The sequence below is a fragment of the Pararhodobacter sp. genome (genome assembly GCF_034676545.1).
Classification (GTDB): Bacteria; Pseudomonadota; Alphaproteobacteria; order Rhodobacterales; family Rhodobacteraceae; genus Pararhodobacter.
The window spans coordinates 1,811,297-1,831,166 of sequence record NZ_JAUCBZ010000015.1 but is presented as its reverse complement, the minus strand read 5'-3'; the positions used below and the strand labels follow the sequence as shown (position 1 = coordinate 1,831,166).

Genomic DNA, 19,870 nt, shown 5'->3' with positions numbered 1-19,870 from the left:
TTCCATTAAACTATGGTGATTTCTATTGGCCCCACAAGCGGACCGGGCACGCCGTCGGCATTTTGTGGCTCGATCCAGATGTGATGTGTGCCCTGCGCAAGGCAGGCCGTGGTTTCGAGATAGGCGACAACGTTATCGATCGATCCGTCGAAGTCCGTGGCGGCAAAGAAGCCGAACGTGTCATTGCCGGTGACTGCCTGAATGCGATCGTTATAGATGCCATCCGCTGAAATGGCGGTGCCAGGCCGGTCCGAACCCCCAGTCAAGCGCGGCGTGACAGAACCAGCACTGCGCCCCGAGACGTCAAATCCCAAGCGATACCACTTGCCGACCTCTGTCGAGAATTGCTGGGAAATCTCGTCTGCCGTGCCAGGGGTGTGGGTGGCTGTGCCGACCGCAATGGCCCAGCCCGTGTCAAGCGTCCAGGTGGCCGGCGTCTCCATCGCGCCGCCGTCAACCAGGTTGGTGCGGGTGGCGTCGCCCAGCACGGCACTGAAACTCTGCATAGGCGAGACTGCATACGGCGACCCTGTCGCATCGGTTTCTCGATCGAGAGTTGCCGAGGTCGAGCGATAAATCTGGATCTGCGTTGTGTTCGGGTCCGATCCGGTTGCGAGTTGGATCAGCGCACCGCCCAGCAGCGTTGTGATGATGATTGTTTCCGGGTCGAGGGCCTCTGGGATCGGTGCATCATCCGCCCCCACAACAATTGTCACCGGATCAGTCCAGGGTCCGGCCACACCGGCAAAGGACACGGCTTGAGCGCGCAGATGCACGGTGTCGGCGTTGACATATCCCTGGATCGATCCGCCCCCATTGGCGGCGGGGATCAGAACTTCGGTCCAATCGCCCGAAGTGCCCAGCCGATGACCAATACGGAAAGATGCAGTCACAATGGAGCTGCGGCCCGGTTCGAGTGTATAGTCAATCTGATACCCGCCCAATAGGGTCGCAGAGGGCCCGGATGTCACCGAGCCAAATCGGGGGGTCGGCGGCTGAAGCAGGGTTTCGTCTATTTCCTCACCAACCCGGCTGGACCATTCCGGGATTTCGCGGCATCCGTCAATATGTCGATCATCGGGGCCGCATCCACGGCGCGAATGATCTGGCACTGGTCGTCGGTGGCCTCGATATGGCTGACAACCACCTGGAAGCTATCCGTTTCCAAATCACCAAAATGTGCGATCTCCCCGGCGACCGGCAGCGATCCGGTGCCGGTCAGGGTCAACAGGTTGGTGTCACCGGGCGTCGTTTGCACCGGGCGAATGATCGAGGTGCCAATCGTATCTTCGGCATCGGCAAAGTGACGAAACCGCAGCGCATAGGATCCGCCCGCTTGCATCGAAACGGTCTCGTCCAGCTCGACCAGATTGCCGGATACCGACGTCACGCGACCAGCCCATTGGGTCTGCGACAGCACATCGTGGCTCAGCATGACGGTATCGCCACGCGTCGCAACCCGGACCGCCCCCTCTTGGGTGGCCTCATAAACGTCCGGGCGATGGCTGGCCTCCAGAAACCGACGCAGGCCCTCGCGGTAGACAACCGCGGCGTTGGTCAGGCCTGGCTGCTCGAGGGTTTCAGTCAGCGTGATTTCTCCGGCATAACCGGGCCGACGGATGACGCGCTGCGCCTCTTTGAAGTCGTTGTCCTCGTCCTGGAACTTGCAAATCCACGCATGCGGGCGTTCGACATAAGCGCGCCGCACGGAAAAATTCCAGCTGTTGCGCGGATTGACGTGATCAACGATCAGCGCCGCCGGGCGATCTATCACCACACCCCATTTCAGGCCGTCGTGGCGGGGTGACGCGCCTGGCGGCGGCCACTTCGGTCAAAACCTCGCGCAATGTCGTGCCCGCCTGATCCTGTACCCGGTTGTAGTGCAGCCCTTTCACGCGACAGAAATCATGCCAGTCGGCCAGTTGCGCGAGGTCGATCTCGTCCGCACCCGCCGGTTTCGGATTGGCCGGGCATTGCAGCACAAATCGGTACAACGAGGCCGGGTTCGAGGTGGCCCGTTCAATCCACGTTTCGGAGGTATAATCCCAATCGAGACAAATGCGCTTGGCGAGCGCGCTGAAATTGTCGAGTGCGCCCGAAAGCTGGTGTGTAGCTTTGATCCGTAGAGCAACGAGTGCCAGCGACCGGTGATACGCCAATGGATACTCCGCCAGCAGTGTCTGCAGACCAGCCCAGACCGTGCGGTTCTGGGTCTTGCTGTCGTCGACCTCGTCAGTCATCATGGTCAAGCGCACCTGCCAGCGGCAGCGCGACGGAAACGACCATGAATGCTGGCGAAAGAAGCCCTCGATTTTCTTGGCAGAAATATCAAGCGTGGTGACAAACTGCCATTCATCAGCTTGCACAAGCCGCTGCTCGATGCGGATCGAAACCGTAGTCTGCTTTTCGCGACCCTTGTCATCAAAACGGATCAGCCCGGCGGGAAAGGCCAGAATGACAGAGGTGCCTGATGCATCGGTGCCGGTTGTCCGCACCACCGGTATTTCCTCGGCTGGATCGTTCTTGATAACCTCTCCAGAATCATCACGAGGCAAAGGCCTGGTGAGTTCAAGGCCGATGTTTTCTTCGACAATCTGGCGCGGATAGAGGCTGACCGGTGGATCACCAACCACGCCTTGCCGCACTTCAAGCTCGATCTCGTCATACTCGGCAATCGAGGTATCCCCGATGCGGAAATCCGTCAGATCGACCGGACCTTCACCAAAGGTGAAAATCGTGCGGATATATTGCAAATCACCGACCACCTCGGTGTAAGTGCGTGCCGCAAACGGCGGGGCATAGCGGATCTGGCCCAAAACCACCGGTACGGCACCATCCGGATCGAGGCGATTACGCCAACCACTGATGCTGTAGCTGTTACGCCGCTCATCGTCAGGTCTGGCTGGCGGGATCAGGGCATTGATCAACAGATTGCCAAGCAGGTTGAGGCCTGTGCCAACCAGTGCGATGCCTGTCGCACTGGTTATGCTGAACAGGCCGGCCAGATATGGCGCGAAGACAATCGCCGCAATCGCAACTACGATCTGCAGGATCGAGCGCAGAGCGTCCTTGCCTGGGATCAGACGGATCACCACCCGGATGCCGGGCCGCGGCTTCACGGCATGCCAGTGCTCGGGCAGGATCACGGCAGACCCTTGCGCGCTGATCAGTGTAATGCGCACGAGAGAGAGGTCCGCGGGTGTCGCCCCGGGAAGTGTGGCGGCGACGATCTCGGCCACCGTCAGACCTTCGGGCAAGGTCATTTCAATGCGAGCACTGCCCGGATCAATGGCTGGAGCCGCGAGGACTGGGATACCGGTCATCGCGCCGCCTCGGAAATCAGTTGAACGGGGCGTTCAAGGGCTTTTGAAGCATGCCGAAAATGACCGGCAAACCGGTGCTTGTAGGGGCCATCCGTATAGCCTTGGACCTTGGACTGATCCTCACCTGCCATGTGGATCATGATGCCGTGGTGGATCACGATCCCCAGATGCGTCGAGAACCTCCCGCGCCGGAATACGGCGATGTCAAAGGCCATCGCGGTTCCCGCGACCGGCACCCAGAGGGGCGAGGTCGCGGCCCCGGAAATCAGCGCAGCGATCTCACTGTGCTCGTCAGCCGAGGAATACGCGCCCACATACTCCGGCAGCGCGATGTTCATCTCTTCGCGGTAAATGATGCAGGCCAGCCCCCAGCAATCGCAGCCCGCACGGTCGCGGCCGAATTCGGCAAAAGGAAGACCGACGTAACGATTTGACCAGCTCATGCGTGCAACCCCGGAAAATTGAGCCGCGTCATGCGGCCCGGCGGAAAAGGCTCAAGCTCGACCTCGTCGCGGCTGATCGATAGGACGATCTCGCCCGCCGTGATGTCCGCAGACACCAGCTGCAGACCGGTCCACTCTGCTTCGATCAGGTCGGGCGTTTCGGCCAGGACCACGGCAAGGCTGATAGTGGCCGGATCGGTAAACGAGCGCACCAGTTGCACCATCTCGGCGTCAAGGTTCTCCAACGCGATCTGGGCGCTGGCCGGCGCATCTTCGGCGTCACCAGGCAGTACAGCCGAGGCGATGATCCAAAGGAACGGCTCTGTCACCGGGTTGCTGCCGCGCCAGCTTGACCGCGTGCCATACATCAGCGGATCCGTGGATAGGCGTTCGGTGTTGTCGGTCGACAGCCGGATCGGGGCCTCAAGCTCAGGGTGTTCGATCAGGATCAGCGCCATCTCGATCGCGGCGAATGCGGGGCGTCTTGGGCAAGGCGGGCGTTGAGTGACAGGCGTCTCATGGCATCACCACAATGCTGAAGGTTTTCTTGAATTCGACCTGGCCGAAGATTGTCTCAATCGGCACTTGATCACCCCACGCACACTGAACCGCCCCGGGTTTACCGGAGGGTGATTTGTTCAACGACTAGGCGACCATATCGAGTGTGTTCAGGTTTGCATAGAACGCCTCCTCTGCTTCTGCGGGCGGGATGTATCCGATAGGGCCGAGTAGGCGGCGGTTGTTATACCAATCGACCCATTTCAGGGTTTCCCATTCAACCTCGCGCATTGATTTCCAAGGCCCGATCTGGTTGATTACCTCCGTTTTGAAGAGGCCGATGACGCACTCGGCCAGTGCGTTGTCATAGGCGTCACCGACTGTCCCGACAGAGAGATCGATCTCCGCCTCGGCTAGGCGTTCGGTGTATTTGATCGACAGATATTGGGATCCTCGATCCGAGTGATGCACCAAGCTCTTGTTATCTGGAGTCTTTCTTTGCCAGATTGCTTGATCCAGCGCATCGAGCACGAACTGCGTCTTCATCGAAGTTGAGGTGCGCCACCCCACGATCCGTCGGGCAAATACATCAATCACGAAGGCAACATAGACCGTCCCCGACCATGTGGGCACGTAAGTGAAGTCTGAAACCCACAGCTTGTTCGGCCGATCTGCCATGAAGAGACGGTTCACCTTGTCATCGGGGCATGGCAGCGATGCGTCAGGGTTGGTTGTGATGACCTTTTTGCCGCGAACCACGCCCCTGAGGCCCAGACGGCGCATCAGCCGCTCCACCGTGCATCTGGCAGCGTATTCACCCTGCCGTCGCAAGACATGCCAGACTTTCCGCGCGCCATAGAGTTTGCGGTTCGCATCCCAGGCCGCATCGATCTTGAGGCTCAAGGCGGCATCAGACTTGGCCCGGGCTGAAGCCCGGTCAGGATCACGTGCAATGGCACGTCGGTCATAATAGGTGGATGGGGCAAACTGCAGCGCCCTGCAGATCGGCTCGACCCCGAATGCCTCTCGGCTTTCCTCAATGAAATCAATTATTTGCGAAACGGGCGGTCGAGCTCCGCCTGGGCAAAATACGCTGAAGCTTTGCGCAGGATCTCGTTCGCCTGCCGCAATTCCCGGTTCTCGCGTTCAAGCTCTTTGATCCGCGCAATCTCGACGCCGGTAGGTCCCGGCCGCTCGCCGCCATCGCGCTGGACCTGTCGCATCCAAACGCGAAGACTGTCCGGCGAACAGCCCAATTTGCCCGCGATCGCTGTCAGCGCTGCAGCTTCGCTTTGATAATCATCGCGGTGTTCCATCGCCAGCCGCACCGCGCGTTCGCGGAACTCGGGTGAATACGGCTTCGAAGTCTTCTTCTTTTGTGCATGTTCCATAACGGGCAATTCTCCGAGAGTTTTGCCCTCCGGTAAACCCGGGGCGGTTCACACAGCCATTGACCACCCAGCAGGATCGGCTGGCCATCATCGGTCAGGATCGGTGTGCCGTCGGAGGCCAGCAGGGGCCAACCCTCAGTGGTGGGATCCGGCATCGTGAACAGCAGCGACCCGTCGGCGCAGTCATCATGGAAGAAGGTGTCAAAGATTGCCTTGCCGTCGCGGGTCAAAATCACCGACAGAGTCACCAACCGCGCTGCCGAAGAAAACCGGCGGCGATAGCGCGGCGGGCCAGCATCCGGCTGCGACTTGCGGCGTGCATCCTGCGAGGTCATCTGCCAGCTATCGCGGTCTGGCCTCGGCAAGGTGTCTGGCCAGGTCCCGATCATGACCGCCTCCGTGCAGAAGGACGGGTGTTGTAGCGGCTTTGCATGGTCCTCGCCGCCTTGCCACCCGGTGTTGCGAGCCCGTCACCGACCAGATCCGAGATGATGAACCGCTGCTGACGCTGGCCGCGAGCATCGGTGGTTTCCTCGACATCAAGGTCGACCTGGCGACTGGTGTTGTTCACCAACACCGGTTGCAGCTGGATGACGGGGGATGAGATGTTTGCAGGTTGCCCGCCGGAACCGGCCGGTGCAGACGGCACGAAACCAAACGACCCGCCCTGGGCAAACGGCGTGGCCGTCAGGTTCGATGGGATTGAAACCCCCAACTTGCCCGAGGAAAGCCGGGTCAAGCCGAGTGTGACCTCGCGCCCATCCAGCATCGCCCCGACACCAGACCCGCCAGCATGGGTCAGCGGCATGATTGCCTCAGGTCCAGCCTCGCCCATGACGCCCAATTGGCCGGGTTTGTCGCCGTACGCAAAGAGCGTGGGAGAACCAACCACGTCGCCCATCGCGTGTGGCTTGATCCCGAACAGCGAGTTCAGCAGACTGCTCAAGAACCCGCCACCGCCGCCTGTGCTGTTGCCAAACAGTGCGTCCGTGAGGCTGGTCGTGCTCATGTCCAGCAGCTTGTCGAGAATTTTGTCGAGCGCGTTGGCCAGGATATCTCCAGCCGACGCACCCTCGCGCAGATCGCTGATAATGCCGCGCAATACATCATTTCCCAGATCGCGCGCGGCTTCCATCTGGCGTTGGTTTTCCTCGAGCACGGCGTTTTCGTCGATACGCGTGCGGATCAGTTCTTCGACTTGCGCCCGCTCGGCGGCGGTGGCACTCGCCAGGACCTCACGGTGGCGCAGCATTTCCTGTTGGACCGGGTCGGCCTCGCGCAGGATTGCGATCTCGTCGTTCAACTCGGCGATGAGGTCAGAGACCGCGTCTCGATGCTGATCGGATGCCCGGCCAGCATTGCGACTGCCGCTAGCCAGCGCGCGCTGCGCTTCGGTCAGGCGCACGGCCTCGGCTTCGTTGCGCGCGATGGCCTCGGCCTGTGCATCGAGTCCGGCAAGGACGATCGGGTCCATGGCTGCATTCTCGCGCACGGGTGCCTGGGCACGCCGGACACGAGCGAGGCTCAACTGATAGGCCTGATCGACCGGGTCCGTGTATTGCGAGCGGATCCGAGCGTCATCAAGCGACGTCACGCTCGATTGCGCCAGGGCCTGTACCGCGCCCAGAGCGCGCGTGATCTCATCGGCCATCGCCGTGGCTTCGGTTCTTGCGCGGGCCACCGCGCTGGCCATGTCGGTGGCCCCAAGCCCTTTGGCGGCATCCCACGCCGCGCTCAACTCGTCCCTCAACTCGTCGGAAATATCGAGGGTGCGCAGGGTCTCGTCAAACGCGTCGCGCTCTGCGGCGGCGCGCAGCACAGTCACCTGGCGGCTGTCTTCGCCGTGCTCGTTGATCGCCTGTTGGATCCCCAACTCGGCCAACATGTCTTGCGCGCGGGCGTTATCCCATTGGCCCCGATTTTCATCAATCGCAACAAGGCGGAGTGCGAGCTTTTGTGCTTCTATTAGTCCTTGGCGGTAGGCTTCCTGTGTTTCGTTCAGCGCGCCGTTTTCGGCGACCGCGCGTTCGATCGACCCGATCAGTTGTTCGTAAACATCGGCCAGTTCTGCCGGGTCTTGAATATCACCAATACGTCTGAGCTCGCGATATGCCCCTGCCGCATCTTCGCGAAGCAACCCAAGGCTGCCCCTCAACTCAAGGATCGCACCCGAACTATCGGTGCCTCCGAAACCGTCGCTGACAGGGTCACCTGCCAGCGCGGATTGGGAGGATTGAAAAGCTCGAAGCTGGGCCATCGGCGCGGCTACGAGCCGCACGCTCTTCTGCGGCGGCAAGTCGTAGGACAGAGGCTGTTACATTTCCGTATTGCCGCTCGAGTTCTACGAGGCCACGGGGAGAAGCCAAACGCGAAGCGGCTTCCAACTCGTCAACGGCGCTCTTCAGATCGGCCAGAGCATCTTCAACCGAAACGACCTCTTCGCGCAGCGACAAAAGCCATTGAACGCCCATCGCCCCAAAAGCAATAATGCCGATGGTTGCCAGGGACATCGGGTTGATGATCTGTGCAAACGCCGCGCCGATGCTCCCGACAACCTGCCTGACGCTGCCCATGCGGGCAAAAACCTGGTTGATCTGGGTGCCTTGCTGCAAAGCCAATTGCAGCGGGTTCTGCCCCGCCGCCATCATGACGCCAATGTCATTGAATTGGGCCGCGAGGTTGGCGGTTTGCATGACATTGGCACCAGTCGCCGTCGCGAGACGGTTCATACCTGCCGTCATTGGAACAACACTGGCAGCGGCAGGCCGCGCCAGTTCGAGAAATCTGCGTGCCTGCGTTCGACCACTGGGTTCCAACCGCGCCACCCGCCGTGCCAAGATCCTTCGCTGCTTTTTTTGTTGCCTCCAACTCGCGCCGGGCCTGTTCGCCTTGCGCGGTCAGAAGCATACTCACACGTAAGTCAGCGGACACGATTTAGCTCCTCTATGGCGCCGGACTCGATTTGCCGGACTTGTTCCCAAACGCTGGGTGACGGATTGAGACCAGACAGCGCAAAGGCGGCGGCAGCGGCGGCGTAGTCGAGGCCAGACCAGAGCAAGGCCCCGTTGGGAAAGGCGACGCTGCGCCATTGCCCGGCGACCGCCAGAAACGCCTGCATGGCCTCGATGTGATCCGGCCAGAGCCCGTCGGCTTGGGTGGCATGGCGACCGGGAACGTGGCTTAGCCCCCAGCGTCTTGCATCCTCGGCGACTTCATCACGGTGTCCCTCGGCAAGGTCGCCGCGCGCCCAACGCCGCCCTGCCTCGGTCAGTTTCCCCGTTTGGCACCGGCCACCGCGTCGACATAGGTGCGCAGGCACGGCGTGCGGATGAACAAGATTTCGATCAGTCTGTCGCGGGCAGCGTCAGAAAACTCGATCGGAGAGTTGTCGTCGTCGACAATGCCGTCCCAGCCCACCCAGACACGACGCAGCTGCTCGGCGGGGTCAGTTTCGATGGCGGTCAACTCGGACCAGGGCACAACACGGAATCGCGCGCTGAACTCCTGCTCGGAAAAACCGCCATCGACGGGAACGCGGACTTTCACCTTTTGGGTGAATTCGGGGTTTTGGGTAATCTTGAGCATCGGCTCACTCCATCAGGTAAAGGTCAGGGTCCACTGGTCGTTCCCAGCATTGGGCAACGGTGCGAGCTTGAGCGGCCACTCCTTGATGCCCTGCTGTTCCTCAAGGCCTGAAAGACGCTGCATTTGTGCGGTGGGCACGGACAGGGTGATGATCTTTCCGGCGGCGGTCCCGTGGACCAGGCTCACTGGAAGCGGTGTCGACGCTTTGGCAAGGGCGAAGGGGTTGAAGGCGCTAAGCGACTTTGCTTCAACGGTTGTTTCAATCGTATCGGTCCGCCCGGTGATCATGACGCTATCCGACCCCACCAGAAATCGAGGCTCGACCTGGTTGCCCATCGCCAGCGCAAAACTGCGCATCACCATTGCCACCGAATTGATGGTGAAGGTCGGCGTGTTTGCGGTCGTGGCGGCCAGGACCTCGGCATCAAGTTGAGCATCCAGATCGGGCACAACAGGCGTAGCCTCGGTCGGCATGACAAACAATCCGGTCAATTCGAATTCGACCATTGGAATGCCGCTGGCGTTGACACGAATTGTGGCAGTGCCGCGAATGCCGGTCAGCGCGTAGCGGGTATCGCCGATCCACAAGTGCAGGGCCGCGCTCTCATGCCCACGGCTGACCGGATTGTAGGCAACCGACGTGTTTGCGGTGACGACCTCTGCACACCCACAAGCCCGCATCAGCTTGCCAATCACCGGCGGCGTGCCGGCCGTGCCAGAGGCGAGCAGCTCGGTCTTGAAGGCAAGCTTGGCATGAACATCGACCGGGATCGTCGATTGTGCGCCCATGAACGGGCGCTCGAGATTGCGGCTCAGGTCCTGACCTTCCATCGGCGTCAACCGGATGTCCGAGGCCAGGATTGCATCTGCCGCCAACAAGGTCGGCGCAGTGCCATAGGTGCTTTCCAGAGCGACAAGCAGGACTTTTTCGGACCAGTAAATGGGCATTCAAGCCTCCTTTTCAGTCGGGGATGCGGGCATCGGTTCCGGCGTGGCCACAGGAACGAGCGTGCCGTCGGGTTGACGCAGGTAGCTGCCGCCTTTAGTTGGCGAGGTGACGAGAAGTAAGCTTGGCGTTGGTTTGGATTTGCGGGTCATGACGGGTTGATCCTCAGTTGTGTTGAAACGGCGAAATCGATCTGGAACACCAAAAGGCCCGCGCCGACATTCAGCATCCGGCCCTGCACCAGACGCATCGGGCCCGGTGCGCCGGCGGGAACCCAGCCGAGCAGCGCCGCGATCACGGCGTCACGCTGTGCGTCAATCGTATCCAGAGCCCGCAGCGCGCGCGGATCCTCACTGCGCTGGACCAGAACCACGGACAGACCCTCTTCGACGTCCTGGATAAAGGCCCCGGTTGCGGCGCGCGCTTGCCCGCCGCGCAGAGACATCGACAGGACATAGGCCCCGCTTTGCATGCTGCGGATGTCATTTGATGCCATCAGCCGCGCGAAGTCGGCAGCGCCGTGAAGCCGACCTGTCAGCGCGCTGACGCGGGCACCGATCCGGGCGATGGCGGCGTCCAACATCAGATGAACCCCTTGAGGTTCGCCGCGGTCAGCGGGCGTTCGCGATCGGTCAGCCGCGCGCCGGTGCCTCCGGTGGCCGATGGTGCCGATGTCGCCACCGTCAGGATGATGGTGCCGGCGGCAATCTCGCGCAGGGTCCGCAGAGCATCACGGTAATCCTCGGCGATTTTCTCATCTGGCGACCAGCGGTGCAGTTTCCAGATCGCAATCGACAAGGCGACATCCGCAACCTGTGCCGGCACTTCGGGCAGAGGCGTCAGATACCGTGCGCGCAGATAGCCGTCGATCACGCCATCAGTGTCGAGCAAAGCGCGATCGACGACGCTGGTGTCGATGGCCTCGGCGGGGGGATCCGCGCGATCCGTCAGGCGCTCGATCATCTCGGCGCCGTAACGGTCGGTTAATCCCTGAAGCGTGGCATAGGTCACGGCTACCTCGAAAATCTGGGGACTTATTCGCTCAACTGCTTGCCTTAAGGTGCGGCTTGCCCGCCAGTCTCCCGACTGGGGATAAGGTGATACGGCGGCCGGGCTGCCATCCAGCCGCCGCACCGGCTCGATCATCTGTCGGGGGGCGACTGGATCGAGGTTGTCAGCATGGGGTCTTTGCCGATGGCGGCGCACTCATCCTCGGTGAGCTCGTCAAGCTTGAGCGTTACCGGCTCGGGCCCAAAATGGTACCCCGCGCGCCAGCGGCCACGCTTGGGCCCGGTGACGACAATCAACCCACCAGGCGCGTTCTCCGCCTCGGTCGTCGGCGCAACACGCAGTGCAGCGTCGGCGATCCATGCCGCCCAGTCAGGGCTGCGCAGCCCGTCGACTTGTGGCGGATCGGCGGGATCGAGCGCGGCCAATGCAGCGAAGCTTGCCAGGCCATCTCCGGCCAGCAGCTTGGCGCTGGTTGCGCCGATGCCCTTGATGAGTGTCAGGTCATCCATGGATCAACCCTCACGCCAACCAAGGCACAACCAGCAACTCGCCGTGCCTTTCCATTCGTTGGTCTCACCACCGCTGCCAAACTCGCTGTTGAGGACCTTGCGTGCGGCGCTTTCCAGTGCGGGCGGCACGACCAGCAGGTTGGGCATCAGGCCGAGCGGGCGGCCAAAGTCGCCCTTCATCCCCGACAGCGCACTGCGCGCCGTACCATAGGCCGCCGCGTCGAAGGTCTGCTTCGAGCCATAGGCGAACTGCCAGAAGCCAAACCCCACATTGGCGCGTGCGTCCGTGCCGTAGATGAATTCCTTGTTCATGAACACGTTCGGGCTGGTCAGGTCAGTCATCGACGAAAAGGTAAAGTCGCGCCGCTTTTGCAAGATGATCGGCTTGAGGGCACGCGACGTGTCCATCAAGAACCACGACGTGCCTGAGCCGCCGCCGGAGTTCGACACGGATTGCGGTTTGCCGTCTTCATCGAGAACCGGGTGATCGGTGTCGAAGAAGTTCTGCCCATCGTAGCATTCAGTCGAGAAGCCGTTCTTCAGAAGACCAAAGGAAAGCTGGTCCCACTTCGACCCCGCCGACAAGCCCATTTCGGCGAACAGCGGCGTATAGATCCCGAGGTTATCGGTTTCGATATCATCCTTGTCGACCGCGATGGTCAGTTCCCACGCCTTTTCTTTGATCGAATAGTCGTGCTGCGACAGGTTCTGGATGGCACGGGGCCCCAGCCATTCGCGCACATTGGGGATCTTCCCAAGCCAGCCGTATTTCTGCTCTTTGGTCGAAGCAGAGACGACTGTTGCGACACGCGCGTGTTGAGAAGGGGCTTGGTCGAGCGCACCTTGAAAGGTGGCTTTGTAGCCGACGCGCAAGGCGTCAAGATTTGCGGCATTAACGAGCATTGATCAGATTCCTTGTTGGCGTCACAGGATGGCGGTGCGGGTCAGCGCAGCGTCGAAGCGCACCCAAACGCCTTGCTCATCGACGTCCTCGACGAACCCCGCAGGCGAACGCGTTGCGGTGGCCGCAGTCTTGGCGACGGTTTGATCATCGACGACGTAGCAAAGAGCGCCGATATCGGCGGCAGTGATTTCGTCGGTCGAGGCGGAGTTTGCGAACTGATAGACCCCGGGACGATAGCGGAGTTGCATGTCGCCAGCGGAGCCGGAGGCATTGTCGGCACGGTGCTCGGCGCAGCAGACCCCGATCAAGCCCGTCGCGGTGGATCCTTTGACCAGGAAACCGGCGGCGTTGCGCATCACGATGGCCCCGGCGTAAATCAGCTGCGATGCGGCGACGGCGCCAGAGCGCAGGTCCCCGGACGACAGCGGCGTATTGCGGTCAGACGATAGTGCGGCCATCAGAGGGCCTCCCCTTGGTTGCGTTCATCGGCCAGCACGGCGGCATAGGCCTTGGGATCAAACCCGCTCAGCCGCATGGCCTCGCGCTGTTCGGATTGCAGGGCAACTTGCCCATCGGGCGCGGTCGCGGGCGGTGCACTCAGTGCACCCGATGTACCAAGGATAGGCAGCGCGGCGATTTCTTTTTCCACGCGGGCCGGGTCGACCATGTGCATCGAGATGTAATGGTCGCGCAAAGGACGGACGCCGACGCGACCCTTGCGGACTTCGCCGTCAACAAATTGCTCGGCGCGCCCGCGCGCAGCCCCGTCGGTGAGCGCGTTGAGTTGGGTGGTGACTTGGCTCAACTCAGCCTGCAACGCGACGATGGTGTCATTGCCGCCGGCCGCTTTCGCGCGCGCGGCGGCCAGAACAGCGTCTGCCGTTCCGCCATCGGCAAGACCCAATGCGGTGCCGATTTGCGCGATCTGCGATTGCAGGGCGACCGCCTTGTCGGTGTCGCCCCCATCCTTACCCACATCCTTGGACGCGGCTTGCCTGGACATCGCGGTCACGCGGGCAACCAGCGCATCATCGGTGGTGTTGGCATCAAGGCCGAGCAATTCGGCCAGCCGTTGCAGCAGGGTCATGTCGTTCTCCTGGTGAAGTGCGGTCAGGCCGCGAAGATTGGGACGGTTCGTCAAAGAGGCGCTCAAAAGCGAAAGCACGCGGCCCGAGTCGTCATGGACAATGGCTGGCGAAATCCCAAGGTAGGCGCGCTCGGCAATCAGCGACTTGCCTTTGCTGTTCCATTCAACGCGGCCCCAGATGCCGGTGTCGCGTGTCTGCAGCTCGACAATATGGCCGCAAGCGGGCGATGGTTCGCCGCGCTTTGCCGCCGTGTCGATGGCATGGTTTTCGTCGATGGGCAGCTTGGGGTTCTGGTGCAGGCTGGTGGCGATCAACGCCGCCGCGTCCGCCACGCGGTACGGACCACGGCCGTCCTTGGTGGTGATCTGACCGGCGGGCAAGAGATGCACCCACTCGGCCGCAACATCCGTGGCGGGAAGCGTCATGGCCTGCATCAGGGCAATATGAGGAGCGTTTGTCATGGCCCGACAATCGCGCAGGCGCCCCGTGCCAAATAGTCACAACGGCTTGCGGGCAGTGCACTCCGCCAAATCAGCCCACTGGGCGGCTTGGCACCCTTTCACGGTAAACGGGCCATCAAAGCCAAGCAAGGCCTTTAAAAGACCCTTTAACGGCGCTCTTTGCGGGTATTCCGTCTCATGGCGACCCTGCAACCCGCGTCAGCCACTCGCCAACGATCTCTTCGATGGCCGTTTTGTCCGCTTCGGCCATGCCAAGGAACGGACGTGCCGGAATGTTGCCCCACGGGATTGAGAAGAAATAGGCTTGGCTCGACTTGCGCTTTTCAGATGGTTTTGTCTTGCCCATCCGCGCACCGAAAGCCCCCGCTTCCGCCCCGAACTGCATCACCGCCGCCTGGATCGCCGAGGAACCGATCTCGACATAGTCGGACCCGGACGCGGAATGGATCTGGTTCTCACGCATGTCGCCGCTGAGCCAGAGCGGGTGTGCGCCGGGGGTCAGCCCTTTGCGGGCATAGTTGGCCAGTGTTGCCTCGGAGCGTGGCGCAAAGCTGGATCCATCCGGGCTCTTGCCCTCACGCATGCGTTGCTTGGTGGATTTCAACCAATATTGCTCGATCTCGCCCATAGTCGGCGTCATATCAGTAATCGCCCGCGCCAATCGGTCGAGGGCGGCCGTGACGTCCGCGTCCTTGATATCGAGCGTGATCATTGCTGCCACTCGATATATTTGGGCATGACATCGACGCGCCAGATATCCGGGTCGGTGTCGGGCACGCCCGAGGCAAGGATCGACTCACGCTCGGTTTGCACATAGCGGCGGATCACCCCCATCGCCTGCGTCCCGGTTTCAGCGGCATCCAACGCGGATCGAAACTGTTGATGCCGGATCTGCGCGGCCTCCGAGTCAAACCCGAGATTCGCCCAACGGGTGATGTGGGACCCAAAGTAAAGCGGTGGTTTCATCGCGCGACCTCCGACATCAATACGACGGCACGGCTGCCCGCACTGATGATTTCGCGCAAGACAACCTTCAGCGCAGCATAGCCCCAGTGTCGGGTCTCGCCAATCGAAACAACTTCGAACACCCGCCCGCGATCAAACAAGACCTCCAGCTCTTGCGGCATGACCGAAGCGCGACTGATGGTGCGCCCTGACAGGCTTTCGATTTCCAGCAGGATATCCCCAGCGAGGGTTGTCTCAATCGTCTCGCTGGCACTGGTGAACGCACGGAACTTCACAACCTCCCCAGGTCGCATCGCCTCGAACTTTCGCTGAAGGTCTGCACTGTCTTCAATCCCGCGATAGACCCGCCCGCGATGGGCGGGCAGTTTGCTCAGGGCCTGCGACACCGCTCTGCCGAACACGTCCAGGCTCTCGCCGAATGGATCGTCGCCGCCGCGCATCCGGGCATTGAGCGGCTGATAGAGGCCCGGCGAGGAATACGCCCGCAAGGCCAATTGCTCGACTTCGGTGAGCGCCGCGATCCTGTCGGCGCGCACGGCGAGGCGCAGATCGGCAATGGGGTAAACCGTGGCATATTCGTTCAGGTGCTCGATTGCCTTGAGTATCTCGGCGTCGCCATCGGATCTGGCCGCCGCGCGGCGCGCAGTCGTGGCGCGCAAGTCACTGGCTATGGCGGGCGGCAATCTGTCGAGCTTGGCGTCAATCGCCCGCCTGATGTTCGCGGTGGCACTCGCACCCGGCGCATAGGCCCAGCCCTTGTCGATGCCTTGCGGCGTGCCGGTCTTTGGGTCGATCCGGTCCCAGCCATCGGGCAGCACCTTGTCAGGGTCACCACCCAGACGGCGCACCCCGGCTTCTGAATTGGTGCCGAAAACTTCGCAACCGCAGCCCCAGCCATTCGGCGGATATGCCACTTGCCAGAACGAGTGTTCCGGCGGCAGGGCGATGCCATTCCACGCCAGGTGCTGCAGGCGCGGATGCTCGGCCCCTGAGTGCAGGTAAACCCAATATTTGAAATTCCCCGCGACGAGCTGTGCGTGCCGGCCGGCCATGTAGCTGGTGCGCATGTTGGTGCGGTAGATGACCTTTGTGCGCCAGGCCTCACCCGCCTCAGTGCCCTCACCGGTCCAGCCGTGCCAGCCATGCCGCGTGACAATCTCGCGGAAATCGTGGCGAAAGGCATCGAGCCCCGTACCCTCGGAAATTGCGCGATCCACAGCACGCCCCAGATCCGCCAGCAGGTCGGCTTTGGTGGCACCGGCAACCATGAAAGCCCGGTCATGCTGCACCTGCCACAGATCATCCCAACGGCTTGTTGGCACCAGATTGCCCAGCCGAAGGCGAAACGCCGCAACCTGTTCGGCAAAGGGACGCCGCAGGATTGCGCGCAAGGCGGCGTCAGTCATCGGTCTCATCCAGCACGGCAACGCGGCCTGCGAGATCGGCGGCAATCAACCCCTCGGCCAGCCTCTCGGACAGGCCACTGGCGTCAATCTGCGGCCAAGCCGCGTTGAGCAACTCTCGGAATTCTTCAAGCGATCCGGCGGCATCGAGCATCGCCTCGATCGTGTCGATCATGCCAGCCACCGCGGGCTGCGCTGCTGCCGCCAAGGATTGCGCCAGAAGCTGCGCGACAGGTTCGGGATCATTCTGAGCTTTGGCCTGTTCGGCATTGAGGCTGATAGGCTTCTCACGTGCCGGATTGTAACCCGCGGCAGGCAAACTTGTCTGACCGAGGATGCGCGCGCCGGGTTTTGGATCGGCAAAGCCGAAGCGATCGCGCACTTCGCTTTCCTCGACCTGCAGACCCAATGGAACCAGCTTCTGAAGACTGTCGGACAACAGTTGCAAATCTTCGGCTTCAGGCCGCGCGATCACGAGGCGCGGGTAGCGCTTTTGTGGCCCGAATTCGAGCTGCACCCATGGCCGGATCAGATCACGGTTGAGGATCGCGGTCAGGGCGATGGCGTCGGCGCGCTCGATGTCGGCCTGCACCTCGCGATGCTCTTTTGATACCGCATGCCCGCCAGAGATCGCGTCGGTGGTCGTGGTCTGCCCCAGAACGGCCTTCGAGATCTGGCGGTCCAGCCACTCCGCGCGGCGCTCATAGAGATCCGAGGATGCGCCCACCGATTTGGTTTCCACAAACTCGATCGACATGCTCTCGGGGATGATCGCCGCGCAATCGCCAGCAATATTGGCAACCGCGTTGAACAAGGTTGATTTGTCCTCTTCGGACGCTCCTTGTCCCCACTTTCCAAGCCGTAGGGGTTGGCCGTAGGTCTGCGCAAAGATCGCCCAATCGCGCTGCGTAAAGGCTTTGAACATCCAGCCCCAAGCCGCGACACGGGCAAGGCCGGACCGCAAGGCCAAGCCGGATTTGGCGCGCATCACGGACATGATGAACTTGCCACCCGGCAGCGGCACTGGCTGGCCTTGGTCATCCAGCATCATCGGCGTTGCCAAGTCTTTTTGCGCAAAGCGGAACCAACGCGGGTCGCGCCATTCCAGCTGCTTGGGCGACCATTGCCCTTCTGAAGTGTCCCACAGGATCTCGGTGAACGAGTATCCCTTGCCGATCGCATCGAGAATGTCGAACAACTCCTCAGCCAATTCGTCACGCTTGAGCCAATCGCGGATCATGTCGGCAATGGCCGTATCCTTGGGGTCGTCGCTGGCGGCTTCAACGGTGATGTCGATCTGACTGACCGAGCGCTTTCGGGTCGACAAGACCCCCAGATAATGCGGATCGCGCTCTTCGATCGTCTCTGCCAATTCCAGATACCGCACCGGATCGCCCTGATCCGCTTCGCGCAGGATATGCGCCAGGCGCAGCGGGTTGAGCCCATCGGCCGGATAGCCGGAAAGCGGCGAGCGCACTCCGCCCACCGTAGCGGCTGCAACTTCGGTGGTCAGCTGGGCACGGACCATGGGGCGACCCCATCGGTCGAGTAAAACGGGTTCGCGGTCCATCAGACTATGCCTCCTCGCAATCCGGTGCCAAGGGGCGGCTTCCACCAGCCCCGCACCGTGTCTTCTTCTGCCGTCATGGTCATCTCACCGTGAGCGGACTCATGTGAGGCCTGCACTGGGCGATATCCGAATTCCGCCCATCGCATGCGGCTGGCAAAATGCGCGAGCGCCAAGGCAATGGCGTAGTCGCCGTGGCGGCGTTTTCCCTTTCCTCCCTCGCGATGTGGCGGAACGCGCGGGATGCCGCGGATCAGCCGCATCATGCGCAGGTCCGACAGGTGCTCGGCATCGGGGATCAGTGCGATCAGATCATCTTCGAATGCCGTTTTAAGTGGTGGCATTTGCAGCCGATACCATTCCTCGGAAAACTTGATCGCCCAGACGAGGCCCGCACCGTCATCCTCTTCACGCAGCCCAAATTTGCGGCCCATGTCCTCCGCCACGGTCCAGCCCATGCCGGTAGCGTCGAAGGCCGCGCCGACGAGGCTTTGCTGAACATGCTCGAGAATGTCGCCAACGATCCGCTTTTGCTCTTTGCCCGGAACATTGCGCATCTCGAGTGCGAGTGCCTCACGGCGTTTCAGGCGCGCTTCAATTGCCAGCAAGGACACCACTGAAAGGTCGGCCACGCGGCCAAAGTCGAACCCGAAGGCAAACTGCGGTGCCATATCCAGACCGGCAATGGCCTCGGCAAGCTCTTCCATGAACGGGTCCAGCAAGGCTTTTTGATCAGCCTCAGGGCGTTGCATATAGTCAGATGGCAGCTCCAGTCTCAGCAACGGGGCATCGGCGGTCATCCGGGCTTCGATCAGCGGGCCCGGCAACCAAGCACCCGAGCTCGCAGAGGGCACGCAGAACAATTCCTCGTCCGCGCCGTCACCGTAGAACGAGACGATTTTCTGGCGCCATTCGGCTTCGCCCTCTGGCGTCCACTCTTCGCCTTTGACCAAACTGATCCGCTGATAGAGGCCTTCTTGCAGCGCCTGATCAAAATCGATCCGCATGTGCCGGTATGGCACGCGCCCGGCCAAGATGTCCTGAATGGTCTCGTTGAACGGATTATCGACGCCGTCATGCGTCGAGCAAATGACCACCTGTCCGCCCCACATCAAGAACGCCATCGCCGCTTTAATCAGCTCGGCCAGATTGTCCACGAATGCGGCCTCGTCAACAATCACCACGCCTTGCTTGCCGCGCAACCCACGCGGGGCAGACGATAGCGCCAGCACCTCAAAGCCGGATGCGAACCGGATGCGAAACGCCTGGATGGACTTGTCGCCTTCTTCGTCGCCCTGGTCGAACAGGCATTCTTCCGCAGCTCCGGCGGCAATCGAGAAGGCGCGCGCCCACATCGCGCAGGCGTCAATGAACTCTCGGGTCATCTCGCGCGAATACGAGATATACATCACGTCCATGCCGCCCGCGGTGCGCTGGCGACCAGCGCGCAGCACGGCATAGGCGGCCAGCCCCCACGTCAGGCCTATGCGGCGGCTTTTCTCGATGAACAGGGCCGAGCAATCGCGCACGCTGTCGAGCATCGACACAGCGCGTGCCTGATAGGGCAGCAGGACCTTGGGCAGGCCCACGGCGGCCAGCACCTTGGGCATTGCTTCGGTCGCTTCGCGCCGCTGGCGCACCCAATCCGCCTCGGTGACGGGCATTCCCGTGGCGGTGGTCATTTTGTGCAACCCAAGATCGCGCCCACGATCGCGGCATCGCCAAAGCGAGGCTGGGCTAAATAGGGCTGTAGTCGGCGTTTGGACACCGCTTTT

24 protein-coding genes and 1 other annotated feature are annotated in these 19,870 nt (G+C 61.7%); all 24 genes read right to left on the bottom strand.

All coding sequences use genetic code 11. From position 1 onward, the window contains the following. Positions 1-5: 5 nt before the first annotated feature. Positions 6-893, bottom strand: a complete 888-nt coding sequence (locus VDQ28_RS12565; protein WP_323036263.1) for a hypothetical protein — start codon at positions 891-893, stop codon at positions 6-8. A 119-nt stretch (positions 894-1,012) separates the two neighbouring features. After that, positions 1,013-1,774 (bottom strand): hypothetical protein, encoded by a 762-nt coding sequence (locus VDQ28_RS12560; protein ID WP_323036262.1) that lies wholly within the window; start codon positions 1,772-1,774, stop codon positions 1,013-1,015. Next, the gene (locus VDQ28_RS12555) at positions 1,743-3,323 is read right to left on the bottom strand and encodes a hypothetical protein (protein ID WP_323036261.1); all 1,581 of its coding nucleotides are present in this window, start codon (positions 3,321-3,323) and stop codon (positions 1,743-1,745) included. The genes VDQ28_RS12560 and VDQ28_RS12555 overlap by 32 nt, the downstream gene beginning before the upstream one ends. Then, the gene (locus VDQ28_RS12550) at positions 3,320-3,766 is read right to left on the bottom strand and encodes an NlpC/P60 family protein (RefSeq protein WP_323036260.1); all 447 of its coding nucleotides are present in this window, start codon (positions 3,764-3,766) and stop codon (positions 3,320-3,322) included. Before VDQ28_RS12550 ends, VDQ28_RS12555 begins: the two co-directional genes overlap by 4 nt. Next, positions 3,763-4,224 (bottom strand): hypothetical protein, encoded by a 462-nt coding sequence (locus tag VDQ28_RS12545; protein ID WP_323036259.1) that lies wholly within the window; start codon positions 4,222-4,224, stop codon positions 3,763-3,765. The genes VDQ28_RS12550 and VDQ28_RS12545 overlap by 4 nt, the downstream gene beginning before the upstream one ends. 187 nt (positions 4,225-4,411) lie before the next feature. Beyond that, positions 4,412-5,655 (bottom strand): IS3 family transposase gene (locus tag VDQ28_RS12540; RefSeq protein ID WP_416349375.1). Its coding sequence is split into 2 segments (ribosomal slippage): positions 4,412-5,352 and positions 5,352-5,655, totalling 1,245 coding nucleotides; the frame shifts between segments, so codons are not numbered across the junction. Then, positions 5,243-5,359: a sequence feature (AL1L pseudoknot), on the bottom strand. It overlaps the preceding gene by 117 nt. Then, the gene (locus VDQ28_RS12535) at positions 5,538-6,044 is read right to left on the bottom strand and encodes a hypothetical protein (RefSeq protein WP_323036257.1); all 507 of its coding nucleotides are present in this window, start codon (positions 6,042-6,044) and stop codon (positions 5,538-5,540) included. The genes VDQ28_RS12540 and VDQ28_RS12535 overlap by 118 nt, the downstream gene beginning before the upstream one ends. Then, entirely contained in the window at positions 6,041-7,792 is a 1,752-nt protein-coding gene (locus tag VDQ28_RS12530) for a hypothetical protein (RefSeq protein WP_323036256.1), read from the bottom strand. The genes VDQ28_RS12535 and VDQ28_RS12530 overlap by 4 nt, the downstream gene beginning before the upstream one ends. A gap of 70 nt (positions 7,793-7,862) precedes the next feature. Next, a complete protein-coding gene (locus VDQ28_RS12525; protein ID WP_323036255.1) occupies positions 7,863-8,384 on the bottom strand; it encodes a phage tail length tape measure family protein in 522 nt (173 codons plus the stop codon). A gap of 191 nt (positions 8,385-8,575) precedes the next feature. Beyond that, complete coding sequence (locus VDQ28_RS12520) at positions 8,576-8,974, bottom strand: DUF1799 domain-containing protein (RefSeq protein ID WP_323036254.1); 399 nt, start codon at positions 8,972-8,974, stop codon at positions 8,576-8,578. Continuing rightward, positions 8,923-9,240, bottom strand: coding sequence for a hypothetical protein (locus tag VDQ28_RS12515; protein ID WP_323036253.1), 318 nt, complete (start codon positions 9,238-9,240; stop codon positions 8,923-8,925). The genes VDQ28_RS12520 and VDQ28_RS12515 overlap by 52 nt, the downstream gene beginning before the upstream one ends. A 12-nt stretch (positions 9,241-9,252) precedes the next feature. Then, the gene (locus tag VDQ28_RS12510; protein WP_323036252.1) at positions 9,253-10,188 is read right to left on the bottom strand and encodes a phage tail tube protein; all 936 of its coding nucleotides are present in this window, start codon (positions 10,186-10,188) and stop codon (positions 9,253-9,255) included. Next, positions 10,189-10,338 (bottom strand): hypothetical protein, encoded by a 150-nt coding sequence (locus VDQ28_RS12505; RefSeq protein WP_323036251.1) that lies wholly within the window; start codon positions 10,336-10,338, stop codon positions 10,189-10,191. Beyond that, complete coding sequence (locus VDQ28_RS12500; RefSeq protein ID WP_323036250.1) at positions 10,335-10,769, bottom strand: hypothetical protein; 435 nt, start codon at positions 10,767-10,769, stop codon at positions 10,335-10,337. Before VDQ28_RS12500 ends, VDQ28_RS12505 begins: the two co-directional genes overlap by 4 nt. After that, on the bottom strand, positions 10,769-11,197 hold the full coding sequence (locus VDQ28_RS12495) for a DUF1320 domain-containing protein (protein WP_323036249.1): 429 nt from the start codon (positions 11,195-11,197) through the stop codon (positions 10,769-10,771). Before VDQ28_RS12495 ends, VDQ28_RS12500 begins: the two co-directional genes overlap by 1 nt. Positions 11,198-11,328: 131 nt before the next feature. Then, positions 11,329-11,706, bottom strand: coding sequence for a hypothetical protein (locus VDQ28_RS12490; protein WP_323036248.1), 378 nt, complete (start codon positions 11,704-11,706; stop codon positions 11,329-11,331). Positions 11,707-11,709: 3 nt separating this feature from the next. Beyond that, on the bottom strand, positions 11,710-12,609 hold the full coding sequence (locus VDQ28_RS12485; protein WP_323036247.1) for a Mu-like prophage major head subunit gpT family protein: 900 nt from the start codon (positions 12,607-12,609) through the stop codon (positions 11,710-11,712). A gap of 21 nt (positions 12,610-12,630) precedes the next feature. Beyond that, the gene (locus tag VDQ28_RS12480) at positions 12,631-13,068 is read right to left on the bottom strand and encodes a hypothetical protein (protein WP_323036246.1); all 438 of its coding nucleotides are present in this window, start codon (positions 13,066-13,068) and stop codon (positions 12,631-12,633) included. Then, entirely contained in the window at positions 13,068-14,159 is a 1,092-nt protein-coding gene (locus tag VDQ28_RS12475) for a phage protease (protein WP_323036245.1), read from the bottom strand. The genes VDQ28_RS12480 and VDQ28_RS12475 overlap by 1 nt, the downstream gene beginning before the upstream one ends. Positions 14,160-14,334: 175 nt before the next feature. Beyond that, a complete protein-coding gene (locus VDQ28_RS12470; protein WP_323036244.1) occupies positions 14,335-14,871 on the bottom strand; it encodes a phage virion morphogenesis protein in 537 nt (178 codons plus the stop codon). Next, positions 14,868-15,125, bottom strand: a complete 258-nt coding sequence (locus VDQ28_RS12465; RefSeq protein WP_323036243.1) for a hypothetical protein — start codon at positions 15,123-15,125, stop codon at positions 14,868-14,870. Before VDQ28_RS12465 ends, VDQ28_RS12470 begins: the two co-directional genes overlap by 4 nt. Beyond that, positions 15,122-16,531, bottom strand: a complete 1,410-nt coding sequence (locus VDQ28_RS12460; RefSeq protein ID WP_323036242.1) for an ADP-ribosyltransferase domain-containing protein — start codon at positions 16,529-16,531, stop codon at positions 15,122-15,124. Before VDQ28_RS12460 ends, VDQ28_RS12465 begins: the two co-directional genes overlap by 4 nt. Then, a complete protein-coding gene (locus VDQ28_RS12455) occupies positions 16,524-18,098 on the bottom strand; it encodes a DUF935 domain-containing protein (protein WP_323036241.1) in 1,575 nt (524 codons plus the stop codon). The genes VDQ28_RS12460 and VDQ28_RS12455 overlap by 8 nt, the downstream gene beginning before the upstream one ends. Further along, positions 18,098-19,777, bottom strand: coding sequence for a terminase large subunit domain-containing protein (locus tag VDQ28_RS12450; RefSeq protein ID WP_323036240.1), 1,680 nt, complete (start codon positions 19,775-19,777; stop codon positions 18,098-18,100). Before VDQ28_RS12450 ends, VDQ28_RS12455 begins: the two co-directional genes overlap by 1 nt. Positions 19,778-19,870: the final 93 nt, after the last annotated feature.